Genomic DNA, 18329 nt, shown 5'->3' on the forward strand with positions numbered 1-18329 from the left:
TTATTTTATATAATATAATTTTAACACTATTACACTTAAAAACAAAGTATACTCATAAAAATTATACAATTGACAGTAAAAATTTTTAATTATATGTAAAGTTGAGTGTTGGGATATATGTAGATGTTTACCAATAATCATATAGCCTGTATAATTTTAAAACAGTCTGCATTATAGAATTAGTATCTAAAATACAGACTGTTTACAATGGATGTTACAATTAAAGCTTATATAACTAAAGAATTATATCATTACCGTCAATAGATCCTCTTTATAATTTACATTGTCTTTTCCTGTTTCAATGACATCCAGGTAGTCATTGGAATTTGTTATTATCACTGGAGTTACAATGGAGTATCCCTCTCTTTCTATAGCTTTTATGTCAAATTCCAATAATTCTTCACCTGATTTTACAGTATCTCCTTGTTTTATTTTAGGACTAAAATATTTACCTTCCAGTTGAACAGTATCCATACCTACGTGAATAAGTATTTCTACTCCATTATTACTTGTTATTCCTATGGCATGACCAGTAGGAAACAAGGTGGTTACAACTCCATCTACAGGGGAAACTACTTTACCTTCTGTTGGTTCTATAGCAATACCTTTTCCTAAAATACCCTTTGAAAAAGCTTCATCTTTAACTTCTGAAAGAGATTTAATTTCACCTTTTAAGGGGCTGTTTATTATCTGTTGTTTTGATAACAAATTTTCTTTATCTGTACTACTTATCTTAGCTGCCTTTTCTTCATTATTTTCGTTGACGACTCCTAAAATAAGCATTATTAAGAAACTTGATACAAAACTTATTATAATAGCTATAATAGCTCCATAAAAATCTCTGTTAAATCCTTTGGGGCCGATATAGCTTGGTATTCCAAGGATTCCCACAGGAAGCATATAAGCTTTGCTTCCCATGAAGCCCATTATAGCACCACCTAGACCAGCACCTACACAGCTTATAATAAAGGGTTTTTTACGTGGTAAAGTAACACCATAAATAGCTGGCTCAGTAATACCAAAAAGTCCTGAAATAAATGCAGGTATTGCTAAGGATTTCAGTTTCACATTTTTTGTTCTAAGAATAATTGCCAGTACAACACCTATTTGTGCAAAGGAAGCTGCAAAGAATGGAGCTATAACTGCATCATACTTGATTACTGATAAATTGTTAAATAATATTGACAGTAATCCCCAATGTACTCCGAATATTACAAATAGCTGCCAGGTAGCCCCTAAAACCAATCCTTCAATAATTGGACTCAAGTTATATATGGCCAAGGTTCCAGCACCAATTAGTTTTCCAGCCCAGGTTGCCACTGGACCAATAACTATAAAAGTTAAAGGAACTATAATTAATAGAGTACAAACTGGAACTATAAAAGATTTAACCACGTCTGGAATTATTTTCTTAAATATTTTTTCTATTTTAGATCCTACATAAGTTGACAATATAATGGGTATAACACTTGAGGAATAACTCATAAGTATAACAGGAATTCCTAGAAAAGTTATATATACAGGGGATTCAATTACAGTACCATTAAATATAGTGTACAGCGGTTTGCCTGCTGTCAAATTTACTATAGAAGGATATATAAGAACTGCACCTATAAGCATACCAACAAATTCATTGAGTTTGAATTTTTTTGCAGAGGTATATCCTAATACAATTGGGAAAAAGTAAAATAGAGCATCACCTATTCCATACAAAATATAATAAGTTCCAGAGGTATTTTCAATTATATTTAAAGCTGCAAGAAGGGAGGTAAAGCCTTTGATAATACCTGATGCACAGAGCATTCCAAGAATTGGTGCAAATATTCCTGAAACCACATCAATAAATTTATTAAATATTCCTGATTTTTCAGCAGGTTCTTCCTCTGAATTTGTTTGAAGGCCGCTGACTTTAATAATAGCATCAAACACGTCTGCTACGTTGTTTCCAATAACTACCTGATATTGGCCACTGCTTTTAACTACTGTCACAACACCATCCATGTCTTTTAACACTTCAGTATTGGCTTTACTCTCATCTTTTAATTTAAAACGCAGACGTGTAATACAATGAAATAAATCATTTATATTTTCTTTTCCACCTACATTTTTAATAATATCTTTAGCTAAATTTTCATATTTCATTTTTTATATCTCCTTTTCTGTAATATTTATAAAAAGAACAAAGTCCATAGACGCAGTTAATTATTGATTTTTATTGATTTAACAGTAATAACCCAAATAATATTTTTGTAAAATTAAACAATAAAGACCTTAATTAATCAAAAGAAATACAAAGGATTTCTTCTCATTAATTAAGGTCTCGCCTGATCGAATCAGTAACAATCCTCATATTGAATTGTAAAGGTTTAATATTGTAGGTAATATACAGTGATTTTTATGAATTTATAAATAAGTTATTTATATTATAATTTTTAATTTCTTTGAGTTACCCTCTGAATATGAACAGTCAAATACAGCTGCTCTTCATTGGATAATTTTGTTTCCAAATATTTTTCTATTTTCAGCATACAGTTATAAGCTTTACTATATTTTGTTTTAATATGGTTTAATAAAAAGTCATCCTCTAAAGCTGTATCTTTCTTTTGGCCCAGCCTTTGAAAAAAAAATCTTAAATGAGTGACAAATCTTTCATAATTAATGGATTTTTCATCTAGAGTAATGTTGTAAGTGTATTTAACTATGTTTAAAATGTCTTTAATCATTTTTGTATGTTTTGAAACATTACCTGTTTTGTCATTTGATATATTACCCTGTACGTTTATTAAGTGAAGTGCAATATTGGCAGCTTCATCTTCCGGAAGTTCTTTATCAAGTTCATCTTTAATGAATTGCAATGCTTTTAATCCTATTTGAAATTCCTTAGGATAGAATTTTTTTATTTCCCAAATTAGTGCATTTGGATTATCTATTCCACTGTCAAATAATTTTATTGCATTGCTGATATGATCCGTAAGAGTAATATATATGTAATCATTAAATTCAACTTTTAATATATTTTTTGCATATTCAATAATATCGTAACATAGAGAGACATGTTCTGAGGGGATGTCTTCTAATAGGAGTTTAAACTTTTCAGAAGCATCCTTTTGTTTAAGAATAAAAGTTTTTTCTATTAGATTTTCATCTACTTTTTCTCCCGCATTTTTTTTAAAGGCAATTCCGCAGCCCATAATTACATATTCATGTTTATCTGAATCTTTAGCAACTATAGCATTATTGTTAAATATCTTTTTTATTATCATTGTATCACCTCATCAATAGATATTATTGATTTTTAGGAAATAAAAACCCCAACTAATAAGAGAAGAAATAAAGTTTTCTTTTCTCATCAATTAAGGTCTCGCCTGATCGAATCAGTAACAATCACAATATTCTGTTGTAACCGTTTAAATTATAGTTACATGATATAACTATTTTAATAATTTGTCAATTATTTTTTATAAGATCTATGAATTTAAACTTTATTTTAAAGGAAATATATTTGGATATTTTACTTGCATTTACTTGTTATTTTTTTTGTTAATGTCTAAAATAATAATTGAAGCACTTTTAAAAAGAGTTTAGATTTACAGAATAATAATGTCTTACAATTAGTTAAAATCTGTATAAAACTAAATAGAAAGGTGAGTTTCATGTATAACGATATAAATCTCACAGATCTAGAGAATAATATTTTAAATAGAATTAATTATTACATAAATGAAAATAAAAGAGTAAATATAGAAACCATAGCAAAGGATTGTTTTGTTTCCAAGGGAACCATTGTAAAACTGGCAAAAAAATTGGGCTTTAGCGGATATAGTGAGATGTTTTATGTAACTTTAGCATCAAGGAAAAATTCACTTTCTGTTGATTTTTCTAACATGAATGGAATCTTTAAAGATAATTCCTCAGAGAATTATGTTAATGAGCTCTGTAATTTGCTTTGGTGTTATCGTGATTCAAAAATATACTTAGATTCTCTTGGAATATGTGATAGTGCACGAGATTACTATTTACAGAAGTTGCTTATCTTTGGATTTAATGCTTTCAACAGCTATCATTTTGAAGCATTTCATGTGCCAAACCCAGGATTATATTTATTTTTTTCTTATTCTGGAAATAATTCAACTATTATAGATAAGGTTAAAGTTGCTATTAACAATGGTTTTCATGTTATTGCTCTAACAGCCAATGAAAATTCACTGCTTAAAAATTTAGCCAATTATACTGTTGTGGTGTCTGGAAACAGATCAGAAAGAGAGAACTATCAGCCCAACTTATTTACAGCCAATTTAATTATCCTATTTGAACTGGTTTTAAGTGAGTATTCCAAAAAATACTTGAAAATGGAAGAGAATATTGATTGTAAGAAATGATGCAGAGAAATTTTGTATCATTTCTTTATTTATAAGAGTGAAAATTTTCATTATAGGTAAACAATTTCATTAAGCTCTAAAATCTATTGAAGAATAAGTTAAAAAAAATATAATAAAGGCATAGGGACATTTAAATAGAATCTGAATAGTTACTAATGTATTTATGATCAACAGGTAATTAACGGTTCTATAATATTAGAGTTTATCAAATATCAGTATTAATTATATATATGAAGAATTAACAAATTATTTTGGGGGGATTAAAATGAAAAGATATTCAATTTGTATTGTAGGTGGAGGAAGTCGTTATACACCAGATATGTTAGCTATGTTATGTAATCACCAGGAAAGATTTCCACTTAAAAAGATTGTGTTATACGATAATGAAAGGGAACGTCAAGAAATTGTTGGAAAGTATTCAGAGATTTTATTTAAAGAATACTATCCTGAATTAGAAGAAATTATCTATACAACTGATCCTAAGGAAGCATTTACAGACATTGATTTTGCACTGATGCAGATTCGTGCAGGAAGAATGAAGATGCGTGAAAAAGATGAAAAAATATCCATAAAGCATGGATGCCTTGGTCAGGAAACCTGTGGTGCAGGCGGATTTGCCTATGGAATGAGAAGTGTTCCAGCTGTAATAGATATAATAAAATTAATTCGTCAGTATTCGCCAGAGTGTTGGATATTAAACTATTCGAATCCAGCTGCCATCGTAGCAGAGGCAACTAAAAGAGTATTTCCAGATGACTATAGAATTATAAATATCTGTGATATGCCAATTGCTATTATGGATATGTATGCCAGTGTACTTGGAATGAAGAGAAGAGATCTTGAACCTAAATACTTTGGATTAAATCACTTCGGTTGGTTTACTCATATTCTTGACAAAAAAACAGGAGCAGATTATCTTCCAAAATTAAGAGAAATTTTGAAAAAGCCTGTAGATGTTCAAACAGAACCACTTTTCCAGGAACCTTCATGGAAGGCAACTTTCCATTTTATGAGTAAGATGATCAATGATTATGATGAATACCTTCCTAACACTTATCTTCAATATTATTTATATCCAAGAAAAATGTTTGAAAAAGAGGATCCAAATTATACAAGAGCTAATGAAGTTATGGACGGAAATGAAAAGGAAACCTATGAGAAAATGGAGAAAATTATTTCCTTAGGAAAGATACGTGGAACTGAATTTGAGCTTACCAGTGATGTAGGATGTCATGCAGAATATATAGTAGATTTGGCTACTGCTTTAGCAAATAATACAAAGGAAATATTTTTAACTATAGCTGAAAATAAGGGAGCCATTGAAAATCTTGACCCTGAAGTTATGGTAGAGGTACCTTGTCGTATAGGAAGCAATGGAGTTGAAACTTTGACAGTAGGACCTATAAAAACTTTCTATAAAGGACTTATAGAAAATCAATATGCTTACGAAAAACTTACAGTTGATGCTTGCCTTGAAGGAAGTTATATAAAGGCATTACAGGCTCTTGTATTAAATCGTACAGTTGTAAATACTGATGTAGCAAAACCATTACTTGATGATTTGATAGAGGCAAATAAAGAATACTGGAATGAGTTGAAATAGATATTTATTAAACTTGAAAATATACCCCTTTAGTTATACAAATTAAATTTTTATAAGCATTTTTAACATTATAATAGCCATAAAGCTGTCTTGCAATGTATAGGTATACATTGCAAGACAGTCTATTGCTAGTAAATTTCAGATAAAGCAGAAATTCTACTTAAAATAAAGAAGTCTGTTTATAGTTTGATAATCAATACAAATTATTTTTTAACCTGACTAACTTGGTGTAAGTCTCCCCCTTCTTCAAGTGGGAGTTCAACGCCAAGTAAGCCATGCATTTGCAGTTCTAAAATTCAGATGGGTTAAAAGAATCCCCACCTGAATTAAGAACTTGTTTCAATCTATACTCCTTAGGAGTAAGAGAAGTATATTTTTTAAATACATTGCAAAAATAAGAAGTACTGCTAAAGCCTAATCTTTGAGATATATCGTATATTTTATTGTTTATATCCATAAGCATTTCTTTTGACTTCAATATTTTTAGCTCCATTATATAATCGGAGATGTTTTTTTGAAAAATATTTTTAAATATATAACTGATATAATTAGGACTATAATTAAATTTATCTGCAATTATGTTCACAGTTATATTATTTAAATAATTTTCTTCAATGAATTTTTTTATTTGATTACCAATCATGGAACATTTATTATCAGTTTTATTTAAAAAATATTGATCAATAAAACTAAGTAAATTATCTATTAAATTACAGTTATTTTCTGATGTTTCAAGATCAAATAGTGATTTGCCAAATAATTCATCATTATATAGTGAAATATTGAAATTTTTATTTTTTTCTTTTAGTGAAGATATTATAATTAGAATTATAGACAAGCACAAGATTCGTACATTTATACTGTCTAAAATGGACATATAGGATTTAAATATATTATTAATGTACTCTTTTATGTCCGAAGGATTATTAGATTCAAGTAATATATTTATATTGTGCTGAATTTCATTTAAATCAATTAGCTTTATGTTTGAATTGGTAGAATTTTTAGTTAAGTTTTCGAATTTTTGTAGATCCCACTGAGAGTTACCTATAATTAATAGGCTAATCATTAACAATCACCATCCATATCAATGAATCTTACTTGCTAGGATTCTCTGTTATTTTATTCAGATAAATATTCAATAAAAAAGTTTTTATAAAACGATTACATAATTGATTATATCATAATCTAATTTTACTAAAATATCAAGCTACTATTATAAAATTTTAGTAAAATAAATTTTTGAAATATAAATAGCAATGGATAGTCGTAATCTTTAAATTTTAATAGGATGACGTTGTTATAACTTGAAAATTCAATTGATCAGAGGTAATTAAATTTTAAAATATAAGTTAAATTATTTAAATATTAAAGTTGACTTTCTTAATAAAAATGTAGTAAAATTAAAGTAAAGGATTACACAGTATTTTATTTATCTACTGACTAGGGTATAATCTATTTTCTAAATTATTATAAATAATTTACATATCCTTGAATACCTTTAGAATCGATTAAATAAATAGGAATTATTAATTTTTTTCAAGATATAGAAAACGCTTTCTATATATAATTTAGTAAAAAATTTATACAAGATAAGGGGAGATATCAATGGACATATATGAAACTATTCAAAATTTAATAAACAGAGAAATAGAACTTAAGCTTATTGAAAAAGAAGATGAGATATATGTTAGAAATAAAGTTATTGATCTTTTGGAAATAAATGACTTTGTGATAAAAGAATCTATAAAGGCAGAAGAGTATTCTATACCAGATCTTCTTGAAAAACTTATAGATTATGCCGTAAAGAATAATATAATTGAAGATGTATTTTATGAAAAAGAAATACTATCAAGTAAAATAATGGACTGCTTTATGTCTAAACCTTCTACTGTAAATAAGATTTTCTATGATAAATATGAAGACAGCCCAGAGACTGCTACAAATTATTTCTTTGAATTAAGTAAGAACAATAATTATATACAGACAAAGCAGATTGCAAAGAACATAACCTATAAGGCTCCTACTGAATATGGAGATTTGGATATAACTATAAATCTATCCAAGCCCGAAAAAAATCCAAAAGATATAGCCAGAGAAAAGCTTGTTAAGAGTACCAATTATCCTAAATGTTTACTTTGCGTTGAAAATGAAGGTTATGCAGGCAAGGCAGGACATCCTGCTAGAAGCAATCATCGTATAATTCGTATGAATTTAGAGGGAGAACAGTGGAATTTTCAATATTCACCTTATGCTTATTATAATGAACACTGTATTGTGCTGGCAAGTGAACATAGGGACATGAAAATTGATAAAAACACCTTCTCAAGACTGCTTCAATTTGTAGAAAAATTTCCACACTATTTTGTAGGATCCAATGCAGATTTGCCTATTGTTGGAGGGTCAATTTTATCCCATGATCACTATCAGGGTGGAAGATATGAATTTGCCATGGCAAAGGCAGAAGAGGAGTATGAATTTAAACTGGAGCAGTTTAAAGATGTAAGCTTTGGTATTGTAAAATGGCCTATGTCTGTAATTAGAATAAAGGCTGAAAATACATCCTCTATAATTGATGCAGCAGATTATATACTGAATTCTTGGAGAGAATACAGCGATCCAAAAGTAGATATTTATGCTTATACAGATAAAACACCTCATAATACAGTAACCCCCATTGCAAGAAAGAGAAGAGGTGTATTTGAATTGGATATAGTTCTGAGAAATAATCGTACCAGTAAAGAACATCCTCTAGGTATTTTTCATCCTCATGAAGATGTACAGCATATTAAAAAGGAGAATATTGGACTTATTGAGGTTATGGGACTGGCAGTACTGCCTGCAAGACTTAAGACGGAATTAAAGGAAGTTGAGAAATATATTTTAGACGTAGATAATAATATAGCAGCACCGCATAAACCTTGGGCAGACTTACTTAAAGATAAGTATAAAGGTAAAATAGATAAAGACAATGCAGAAGAAATTGTGAGAAAAGAAACTGCTGCTAAGTTCTTAAGGGTACTGGAAGATGCTGGGGTATTTAAACGCAATGTGGAAGGCTTTGAGGCCTTTAAAAGATTTGTATACAGTATTTCTTAATTAAAAATTTTGGTGTGTTTAAGAAAAAATATGAGTAAATTTAATGGATTTGAAATTTTTTACTCATATTTTTTCTTTTTTATTGAAAAATATATTTTTAGCATATAATATATTTTTGGGATTAGTATATAGTAAAATATTACGAAAATAAATATAAAACTTAACTAGTTATTGAAAAGGGTACTGTGTATAGTATATATTATTTATAATGAATGTAATTTGAAGTGATTATTTGAATTTCAATGTAGGTATGTTCCAAATTTAAATATCTTTAGGCAGGTTAAAAGTTATTGAAGATAATAACTTTAATAAAATAGTATTATAATTATAGTTGAAATTAAATTTACTTTAAGAAAGTTGGTTGATATACCATAATAAATAAGGAAGTGATTATGCATGGCTACTATCAGAGATATAGCAGAAAAAGCAGGAGTGTCTATTTCTACAGTATCCAGAGTATTAAATTATGATGAGACTTTATCTGTAAGTGATAATACTAAAAAGAAAGTTTTTGAGATAGCAGAAAAACTTTCCTATGAGAAACGTTCAAATCGTAATTCAGCTACTACAAAGGTGGCTTTAGTACATTGGTATACAAGAGAAGAGGAATTAGATGATCTATACTATATGTCTATTCGAATGGGTATAGAAAAGCACTGTAAACATAACAATTTGGGTATAGTGGAGTTCTTTCAGAATAATTCAGATAAATTAAGTAGGGAAAATATTCAAGGGATTATTGCAGTAGGTAAATTTAGTAAAAGTGAAGTAAACATGTTTAAGGGAATAACAAAGAATATTGTATTTGTAGATTATTCACCGGATGAAGATAATTTTGATGCTGTAGTAGTTAATTTTGAAAATGTAACAAAAAAAGTTATTGATTATTTTATAAAAAAGGGACATGAAAATATTGGATACATTGGTGGAAGAGAAAGTTTTAAAGATGACAGAAATATCATTGAGGACTGCAGAGAGACAACTTTCAGATCTTATTTAAATGATAAGAAAATGCTTAAAGAAGAAAATATATATATAGGTAGATTTTCAGTAGATGATGGGTATACACTGATGAAAAAAGCTATTGCTGAAAAGGGGGATAATTTGCCTACAGCTATCTTTGTTGGAAGTGATTCCATGGCTCTTGGATGTTTAAAGGCTCTAGGAGAAGCAGGTATTTCTGTACCTGAAAGGGTAAATATAATAGGAGTAAACGATATCAGTATTTCTAGTTATTTTTCACCTTCCCTAAGCACTATAAAAATATACACAGAGCTTATGGGGCAGACTGCAGTAGATTTGTTAATGGAAAGATTTGATGGAAGAACTATAAGTAAAAAGATAGTAATGGCTACTAAATTAAAAATAAGACAGAGCAGCTTTTAGGTGAATTGTTGATGAGGTTAGTTCACTAACTGGTGAAAGATTTTCGTATTGCTAATGCAATGAAAAAACGAAAGATTGCCGCATAGCGTCAAGGTTAAACATTTAATCTTGGCTTTGACTCGATTTTGTTAAGACAACTACTCTATATATAAACAGAATTCTTGGCATCAGGCGGAGTTTTTATTCCACTTGATACCAAGAATTCTTATTATAATGTTTATCCATAGATTTATTTTTTACTTTAATTAATATATCTGATTTCATACATAACACAAGATTGTGCTGCTACGACAAATTAGTTGTTTTTTCTAATGCCACCTCTAAATCTTTTACTATTTCAGCGTGTCTCTTCTCTGTTAATTTAATTTTAAATAAGAAGATAACAGCTGAGACAATCATTAACGCTCCTGGTAAGTAAAAAGAATATAGTTTAAATGTTGAAATACCTTGAGCTGTTATATCACTTGCCTGTGCATTTCCCATCATACCACATGCTACCGATATGAAACCTACAATACCATTTGATAAAGCACCTGCAATTTTATCTAACAATGGACGAAGAGATAAAGTTACTGCTTCGTTGCGAACTCCATTTTTCCATTGCCCGTATTCTATTGAGTCACTGATTGTCATCAACACTGATAAGAAAATTAATTGATATGGAAAATAGAAGAATACTAGGCCGATAATAACTAATACTAAATTTGATGATGCTGTGCTAAATAATAAATAGGAAATTAACATTGCCACAATACCAAGTGTATAGATGTATTTTCTTGAAATAAATTTAGTAACAACTGGAAATAGTGGAACAGATATAATACCACAAATTGAAGATACCACACCTACAATGGAGAAAGCTGCAATATTACCGATTACGTATTGGAAGTAAAGCATTAATACAGCTGTTGTAGCTATATAGCCAATAGCAAACAAGAGGTATGATAATGACACCCACATTAATTGGTCATTTTTAGCAAGCGCATTAAAGGTATCTTTAACTGAAATTTTTTCTTTTTGTTGACGTAAAATACTATTATTTTCTTTTGTGCCAAGAGCGGCAATCCAACTTGTAACACCGTAGATTACTGCGGCTATTACGCCAAAAGCAAACCATCCGCTAGCTGCTTGCCCTGAGTGACCTGTAAACACTAAAGTGAAGAATGAAACTATAGGAACCACTGCTAATGTTGTTCCATTTGATCCTAATGATGAAGCGAAACGAGCGATTGTTGCTATTTTTCCACGTTCTCTTGAATCTTCAGTAAGTGCGGGAATCATTGACCAAAATGCTATATCTTTAAATGAATACGTAGAGTCTAAAATGATAAATACAAAAATAAATACAATTGTAAATAAAGTTTCATTACTTGTAGCTAATCCAAAGAAATTAGTAAATAGCATTACTAGGCAAATTGCACTGATTGTCCCACCAACACAAAGCCATGGACGGAATTTTCCCCATTTAGTTTTAGTGTTATCGATAATACCACCAATAATTGGGTCAAAGACAATTTCAACTAGTCGAATACCTACTACTAATGTAGTAACTAAAGCTATCATTTTAGCTTGAGTGGCCTTTGGAGCTCCTTCAAACATAGATTTTGTAACGAAAATCATGAAGTATGTGGATAATGTTCCATAATAAATATCATGTCCAAATGCACCTAGTGCATATGAAATTTTTTGTTTCATTTTTGTTTTCCCCCTCTATATTTTTTTGCTGTGAATTTTATATTTTTGCTAATTTTTTTAGTTAACTTTACATAATCCTTCCACTAGAAAGTTCACGTTTCAAATGTTTAGTAAATATTTACTAGAGTAAATTACAAAAACTAGATTTATTCCATGTAATCTTTTGCAAATTCAAGAAAAGGTTTTCTATTGCCTATAATATTATTCTATCAAACATTTTATAATATTGCAATAGTTTTCATAAAACGTTTTCTAAATAATTTTTATCCATAGAATTCACACACATATAAACATATATGTGTAATTTAATAATTATGTAGCTTAATATTATCAAATAATGCAATAAAGTTAAAAGTATTTTTTAGTAAAAAACATAAATATTTTAGTAAAAAATATTTATGAAAACGTTTCTTAAAACTATTGCAAATATGATTTTTATTTGATAATATTATTGTATAGAAAGAAAAGGTTTTCTAATATTAATAAGACTAATATTAATAAAACTATAATAATAAATTTTACTAAAATTTTAAGGCGTTATATTTAAAAATAAGTATTTCATAAGTTTTTAGGGGGAGTCAATTATGGAAATAAATAATTTAAAGGAAAAATTTACAGAGATATATGGAGTAGAAAATGAATTTAGTTTTCTTTCACCAGGCAGAATTAATCTTATAGGAGAGCATATAGATTATAATGGAGGACTTGTATTTCCATGTGCTTTAGATTTTGGAACTTATGCTCTTGTGAAAGTAAGAGATGATAACCAATTGAATTTTGCATCTACTAATTTTGATTTAAAGGTTAGCTGTGATTTAGATAATTTAGTATACAAAGAGGAAGATGATTGGGCAAATTACCCTAAAGGTGTTATTAAAATAATGCTTGACAAGAATTATAAGGCAAAGGGAATGGATATACTTATAAGTGGTAATATACCTAATGGGGCAGGACTTTCTTCGTCAGCATCTTTAGAAGTCTTAATTGGTGTAATTGTAAATAATCTATTTAATGAAGGAAAAATAGACAGAGTTGAATTGGTAAAAATAGCACAACAGGCTGAAAATGAATTTGTTGGAGTCAACTGCGGTGTAATGGACCAATTTGCAGTGGGAATGGGCAAAAAGGATAAAGCCATTCTTTTAGATTGCAATAGTCTTAGCTATAAATATGCAGATGTAAAACTATTAGATTATGATATAGTAATAATGAATACTAATAAGAGAAGGGCGTTAAATGAATCCAAATATAACGAAAGAAGAACCGAATGTGAAGAGGCACTAAAGATTATACAAAAGGAAAAACAGGTAGATAATTTATGTAAGCTGACACCAGTAGAATTTGATAAATTAGAATATCTGTTTAAGGATGAAAAAATTAAAAACAGGGCAAAACATTCAGTATATGAGAATGATAGAGTTATAAGTGCTTTTGACAGTCTCAATAAAGGTCAATTAGAGGAGTTTGGAAGACTTTTAATAGAATCCCATGATTCATTGAAAAATCTATATGAAGTTACAGGTAAAGAGTTGGATACTTTGGTGGAAGAAGCATTAAAAGTTGAAGGATGTATTGGAGCTAGAATGACTGGTGCTGGTTTTGGAGGTTGTGCTATAGCACTTGTTAAAAAGGACAAGATAGAGGAATTTACAGAAAAAGTTAAGAAGACCTATGCAGGTAGAATAGGTTATGAACCAAGCTTTTATTTCAGTGGAATAGGGGAAGGAACCCATCAGATCTTTGAAACAAATAAGGTGTCATTAGAAAAAACAGTATAATAAATAATAGCTAAAGAGCTGTCTTACATAATATGTTATGGAAGACAGCTCTTTTCTACAAGTTTTAAATTTAAATGTTTAAGCTCATTTTATAGATTTACAGCTGATGGACATTATTTATCAATTGTAAGTTGTCCTTGTGGAAGGATACTATTTGGTACAACTGATGTTTTTTGTCCTTGAATCTTAAGTAAAAAGCTTGGTGCAAAAGTAGAATGATGATCACTAAACAAGCCTCTGTTTGTAATATAACTTGTTATTACCACATTATTACCTTTACGCTGTGGTACAGCAAAGTGAGAATAAGTAAATGTAAGATCAGCTGGATCAAGATTCATGTTTAATACAAGTCCACTTCCGTTTAATGGTTTGTATGATCCAGTTAAGGAATCAGCAACAAAACCTAACATGTATACCTGTTTATCATCTATTCCATCAATAGTCATTTTAGATCCTCTTGAATCTGTGAATAAATACCATTTACCATTCATTTTAAATATATTGGCTCTTTCAATTTCATCTGTTATTGTATTTGAAGTAATCAAAGGTTTCATGACTTTTTTTAGAGTATAGTCATTGTTCAATTCAATAATGCCTAATGCGCCATTTGCAAAAGATGCAAGTTGCTTTTTAGGGCTTTGCAGTAGTTTATCTCTTTCTGATTTGAAGAAGGCTGCGCTTCCACCATAATAAGCTCTATTATATAGAGATTGATCTCCTTGATAACCATCTGTTGTTCCTGTATTAGCTTCAAATACAAGATATTTACGACCATTATCTTCAATATAGTGAGGATCTCTTAAAGTATGGTTATCCCAAGTATTAGTGCTAGGATCAGATGCTTGGACAAATTGTGCAACATTTTGATATATTGTACCATCTCCGCCATCAAAGATTGATTTTAAATCCTCTACCCCTTCAATTTTAAGAGTGCTGGAATCTGGTTTAGATAAGTTTATTTGAGCTGTTGTTAATGTTTGCTTTCCATAATGTCCAGTTTCTATTGACCAGCTATCTCTGTTTGTATAAAATAAACGTACTTTTCCGTCTTGCGTTAAAGTTGCAGAACCTGACCATTCTTCTGCTTGATTATGTAAAATAGGATCGTCTGAAAGAAATTTATCGCTATCTTTAAATACTCTTCCAGCACATTTCCAGCTGTCAATAGATGTATCACCTATTTTTTGATAGAACAAGTAAATATGAGTGTCCCATCCTCTTTTAGGATCTCCTGCTAAAGCAAAAACGATATTATATCCATGATAATTCGAAACTGTTCCATCACCATTTTGAAGCGGCCAGCTGTCCCATACATCTAAATCAATTAAATTGCCAGCTTCATCATAACCTTTTGCAGAAGGAATATTTTTTAGTGTAGATGCATCGAATTGAGGTACTTTAAATTGTGCATTATTTTGCTGTGCAGGTATTTTCAGCATATCCTCACGTGTGATGTGAGAAATACCATAAGTTTCTTTGTAATTTGTACTATTACTTTCTTTTGCAAAAGCAAGAGATCCACTCCCTATTAGGCAGCTAATTAGAGTAGTACTAAAAAGAAATTTGCTAATTTTTGACTTGATCATTATTTAATCCCCCTAAAATAATCTTTTTATTTGTTGCAGAATATATATACGTATATTTTTTGGATTTTTTTGAGGTGAATTAAAATTTAAATTAAAATTATTTTTGTTGCAATTAAATTGTCAATTTGTAATCGTAAACAATTTTCCGTATAATCATCTGGAAAATTGTTTGCAGCTTCTTTAGCTATTATGTGTAAAATCCATTAAGCAAATCATGGATGTCTTCGGTGGTAAATGGTCATTTCCTATTATGGGAGAGTTACATGTAGGAACAAAACGTTTCAATGATTAGAATCTTTTAAGTATACGTAGCTTTAAATTAAATTTATATCATACTGTTCGAGCAAAGTCATTATAGTATTATTGGGTTCAGTTTCTGTAATAATGCTATGGAAGTCTGTTATATTTGAAAAATTGAAGATTCCATCTAGATTGAATCTCTCATTTGGTGCCATTAGATATAATTCTTTAGATATACTCATAATTGCTTTTTTAGTACCTGCATCTTCAGATAAACCGGTACTAATACTTCCATCTCTAAGATCTATTCCACTACATCCTATAAATGATTTATTACAACGATAAAGTTTAATCTGCTCATTAGAATGAGAACCTATATTTCCACCCACAAAAGGGTTGTAATCTCCGCCTATAAAAATAATATTCATTTTTAAATCTCGATGAAGCAGGGATGATATTTCAACCATATTTGTTATAAAAGTAATATTTTTACTGCTTTGTACAATCAGTTTTGCAAGGAGATAGGAAATACTTGATGCATCTAAAAAGATTGTATCACCATCTTTAATTAGCTCACATGCTTTTTTAGCAATGATCTCTTTTAAATCTGTATTCTTTTCAACTCGCTTGAAGAAACTTTCAGCATTTACTATAGTACGTTTTATGTTAATAGCGCCACCGTAAGTACGTTGTAATAAGTTATTTTTCTCTAAAACCTGAAGGTCTTTTCTAATCATACTTTCACTAACTTGGAATTGTGCACTTAAATTTTTTACTAATACTTTTCCGTCTCTTTCTAATAGATCTAAGATATGTTGGTGTCTTTCTTCGATAAACATAACATAGTTTCCTCCAATTTATTCTCACTTACTTCTATTTTAACAACTATAATATTAAAATGCAATTAAGTTAATTGACAAATGGGAATAAACAAAATAAAATGATATTAAATAGTAATTGATTATATAAAATGAGAATAAATTATTAGTAGGGGGAGTGAAATGTATGAAAAAAGCAGTATTCTTTGATATTGATGGGACTTTAATGGATTGTTTAAATGGAATAACAGATATTACTCCTAGAGTAAAGAAGGCCATACGTGCAGTGCAAGCAAAAGGAAATTATGTTTTTATTGCAACCGGCAGACCATATGCCTTTCTAAATGAAGCTACGTGTAATTTTGGATTTGATGGTTTTGTACTTACCAATGGATCATATGTAAAAGTTAAAGAAAAATGTATATATAAAGAATCTATTAATAAGGATTTTATAAAAGAGCTGGTATATAATGTTGAACAGCATAATATTCAATATATATTACAGGGAGAAACCTATTCATATATTAAAGATGAATATAAAAAATTACATTCATTCTATGATTCCTATAGTATATCTAAAAAATATTTACAAGGTAATTATAATATTGAAGAAATAGACACATATAAAATCGAAATGTCATGTTATGATAAACAGGGAATAGATTATTGTCTATCTTTAGGAAGAAATAGTGATTATGAGATTTATTCAACAGAAGGAGATCATTTTGATTTATATTCAAAAACAAATTCAAAAGCTTCAGGAATATTAAAAGTACTGGATTTTTTGAATATTCCACTAGAAAATAGTTATGCCTTTGGGGATGGAAAAAATGACATAGAAATGTTATCTACAGTAGGCTGTGGAATAGCTATGGGAAATGCTGATGATTATGTCAAAAGTTATGCTAGAAGGGTTACAGATACAGTACAAAATGATGGGGTAGCCTTAGAAATAGAAAAGTTTATTTTATAATAAACCAGCTTCTTGTAACTGGAGGAGAATTACGGAAAAAGAGTATGTCTTTTGTTGGACAGTGGGCAGCCAATGCTATTGAAAGTGTACATGCAGATATAGCATTTATAGGTTGTGATGGATTTCATCCAGATGGTCCTTGTACTAGATCATACAGAGAATTAGAGGTTAAAAAGAGGATTTTAGAGAATTCTAAAGAAGTTGTTTTGGTAACTGATAGCTCAAAATTTAGTATAGATGGTCTATATAAATTTGCAACTTTTAATCAGATTAATTATTTAATAACTGACACAAATATTAAAGAGTCGCAACGTGAATTACTTCCATAAAATATTGAAGTTAGTATTGTATAATGGTTTCATTTTAAATAATAAGAAAAGTTCCAGATTTTTATCTAAAATGTCCGTATGCTTAAATCATTATGATTATGTTAATCAGCTTATATGAAAAATTTAGCAGGAGAATTGCTTGATATAATTAGAACTTTGCTATATGTTCTATTCACTACTCAGTCTGCTGTGCTTATGGGCAATATGTCTACGTTGAAAATGGAGTGCGAATCCTCCAAAGAACAATCAGATTTGATCTTGATAATATACAATTATATTCATTGTAGATATATGTGATATATAGCACTTTTATTTTCATTTCTCCATGTTATAAAATAAATACTATATAGCATGGATTGAGATGAATTTTTATACGTGGATAATCTCACAAAATATATAACAGATAATATTACCTATAATCATTTGCAAGTAATGAAGCTGCT

General features: G+C 29.3%; 13 protein-coding genes. 7 read left to right on the forward strand and 6 right to left on the reverse strand.

Annotated features, from left to right (window positions below; genetic code table 11):
- Window positions 1–243: 243 nt before the first annotated feature.
- Window positions 244–2142 (reverse strand): beta-glucoside-specific PTS transporter subunit IIABC, encoded by a 1899-nt coding sequence (locus CLPA_RS02685; protein ID WP_004455261.1) that lies wholly within the window; start codon window positions 2140–2142, stop codon window positions 244–246.
- Window positions 2143–2432: 290 nt separating this feature from the next.
- Window positions 2433–3263 (reverse strand): BglG family transcription antiterminator LicT, encoded by an 831-nt coding sequence (licT, locus tag CLPA_RS02690; RefSeq protein WP_004455262.1) that lies wholly within the window; start codon window positions 3261–3263, stop codon window positions 2433–2435.
- 390 nt (window positions 3264–3653) lie between these two features.
- On the opposite strand from licT, the gene CLPA_RS02695 reads away from it, so the two are divergent.
- Both CLPA_RS02695 and CLPA_RS02700 read left to right on the forward strand, forming a co-directional pair.
- Window positions 3654–4379, forward strand: a complete 726-nt coding sequence (locus CLPA_RS02695; RefSeq protein ID WP_004455264.1) for a MurR/RpiR family transcriptional regulator — start codon at window positions 3654–3656, stop codon at window positions 4377–4379.
- A 265-nt stretch (window positions 4380–4644) separates the two neighbouring features.
- Entirely contained in the window at window positions 4645–5982 is a 1338-nt protein-coding gene (locus tag CLPA_RS02700) for a 6-phospho-alpha-glucosidase (RefSeq protein WP_004455265.1), read from the forward strand.
- Between the two features lie 289 nt (window positions 5983–6271).
- On the opposite strand, the gene CLPA_RS02705 is transcribed toward CLPA_RS02700, so the two are convergent.
- Window positions 6272–7051 (reverse strand): helix-turn-helix transcriptional regulator, encoded by a 780-nt coding sequence (locus tag CLPA_RS02705; protein ID WP_004455266.1) that lies wholly within the window; start codon window positions 7049–7051, stop codon window positions 6272–6274.
- Between the two features lie 539 nt (window positions 7052–7590).
- Between CLPA_RS02705 and galT the strand changes: the two genes are divergently transcribed.
- Complete coding sequence (galT, locus tag CLPA_RS02710; protein WP_004455267.1) at window positions 7591–9081, forward strand: UDP-glucose--hexose-1-phosphate uridylyltransferase; 1491 nt, start codon at window positions 7591–7593, stop codon at window positions 9079–9081.
- Window positions 9082–9477: 396 nt separating this feature from the next.
- Window positions 9478–10467, forward strand: a complete 990-nt coding sequence (locus tag CLPA_RS02715; protein ID WP_004455268.1) for a LacI family DNA-binding transcriptional regulator — start codon at window positions 9478–9480, stop codon at window positions 10465–10467.
- A 285-nt stretch (window positions 10468–10752) separates the two neighbouring features.
- Here the strand turns inward: CLPA_RS02715 and CLPA_RS02720 are convergent, their stop codons facing one another.
- Window positions 10753–12162: a glycoside-pentoside-hexuronide (GPH):cation symporter gene (locus tag CLPA_RS02720; protein ID WP_004455269.1), complete on the reverse strand. Its 1410-nt coding sequence runs from the start codon at window positions 12160–12162 to the stop codon at window positions 10753–10755.
- 584 nt (window positions 12163–12746) lie between these two features.
- Between CLPA_RS02720 and CLPA_RS02725 the strand changes: the two genes are divergently transcribed.
- A complete protein-coding gene (locus CLPA_RS02725; RefSeq protein WP_004455270.1) occupies window positions 12747–13940 on the forward strand; it encodes a galactokinase in 1194 nt (397 codons plus the stop codon).
- Window positions 13941–14053: 113 nt separating this feature from the next.
- Here the strand turns inward: CLPA_RS02725 and CLPA_RS02730 are convergent, their stop codons facing one another.
- Window positions 14054–15526, reverse strand: coding sequence for a glycoside hydrolase family 68 protein (locus tag CLPA_RS02730; RefSeq protein WP_004455271.1), 1473 nt, complete (start codon window positions 15524–15526; stop codon window positions 14054–14056).
- A gap of 314 nt (window positions 15527–15840) precedes the next feature.
- Window positions 15841–16605: a DeoR/GlpR family DNA-binding transcription regulator gene (locus CLPA_RS02735; protein WP_004455272.1), complete on the reverse strand. Its 765-nt coding sequence runs from the start codon at window positions 16603–16605 to the stop codon at window positions 15841–15843.
- 166 nt (window positions 16606–16771) lie between these two features.
- Here CLPA_RS02735 and CLPA_RS02740 point away from each other — a divergent pair, with 166 nt between their 5' ends.
- Complete coding sequence (locus tag CLPA_RS02740; RefSeq protein WP_004455274.1) at window positions 16772–17557, forward strand: Cof-type HAD-IIB family hydrolase; 786 nt, start codon at window positions 16772–16774, stop codon at window positions 17555–17557.
- Window positions 17557–17886, forward strand: a complete 330-nt coding sequence (locus CLPA_RS02745) for a DeoR/GlpR family DNA-binding transcription regulator (RefSeq protein ID WP_257786240.1) — start codon at window positions 17557–17559, stop codon at window positions 17884–17886. Before CLPA_RS02740 ends, CLPA_RS02745 begins: the two co-directional genes overlap by 1 nt.
- The last annotated feature ends 443 nt before the right edge of the window (window positions 17887–18329 follow it).

It is taken from the genome of Clostridium pasteurianum DSM 525 = ATCC 6013 (assembly GCF_000807255.1).
Taxonomy (GTDB): Bacteria; Bacillota; Clostridia; order Clostridiales; family Clostridiaceae; genus Clostridium_I; species Clostridium_I pasteurianum.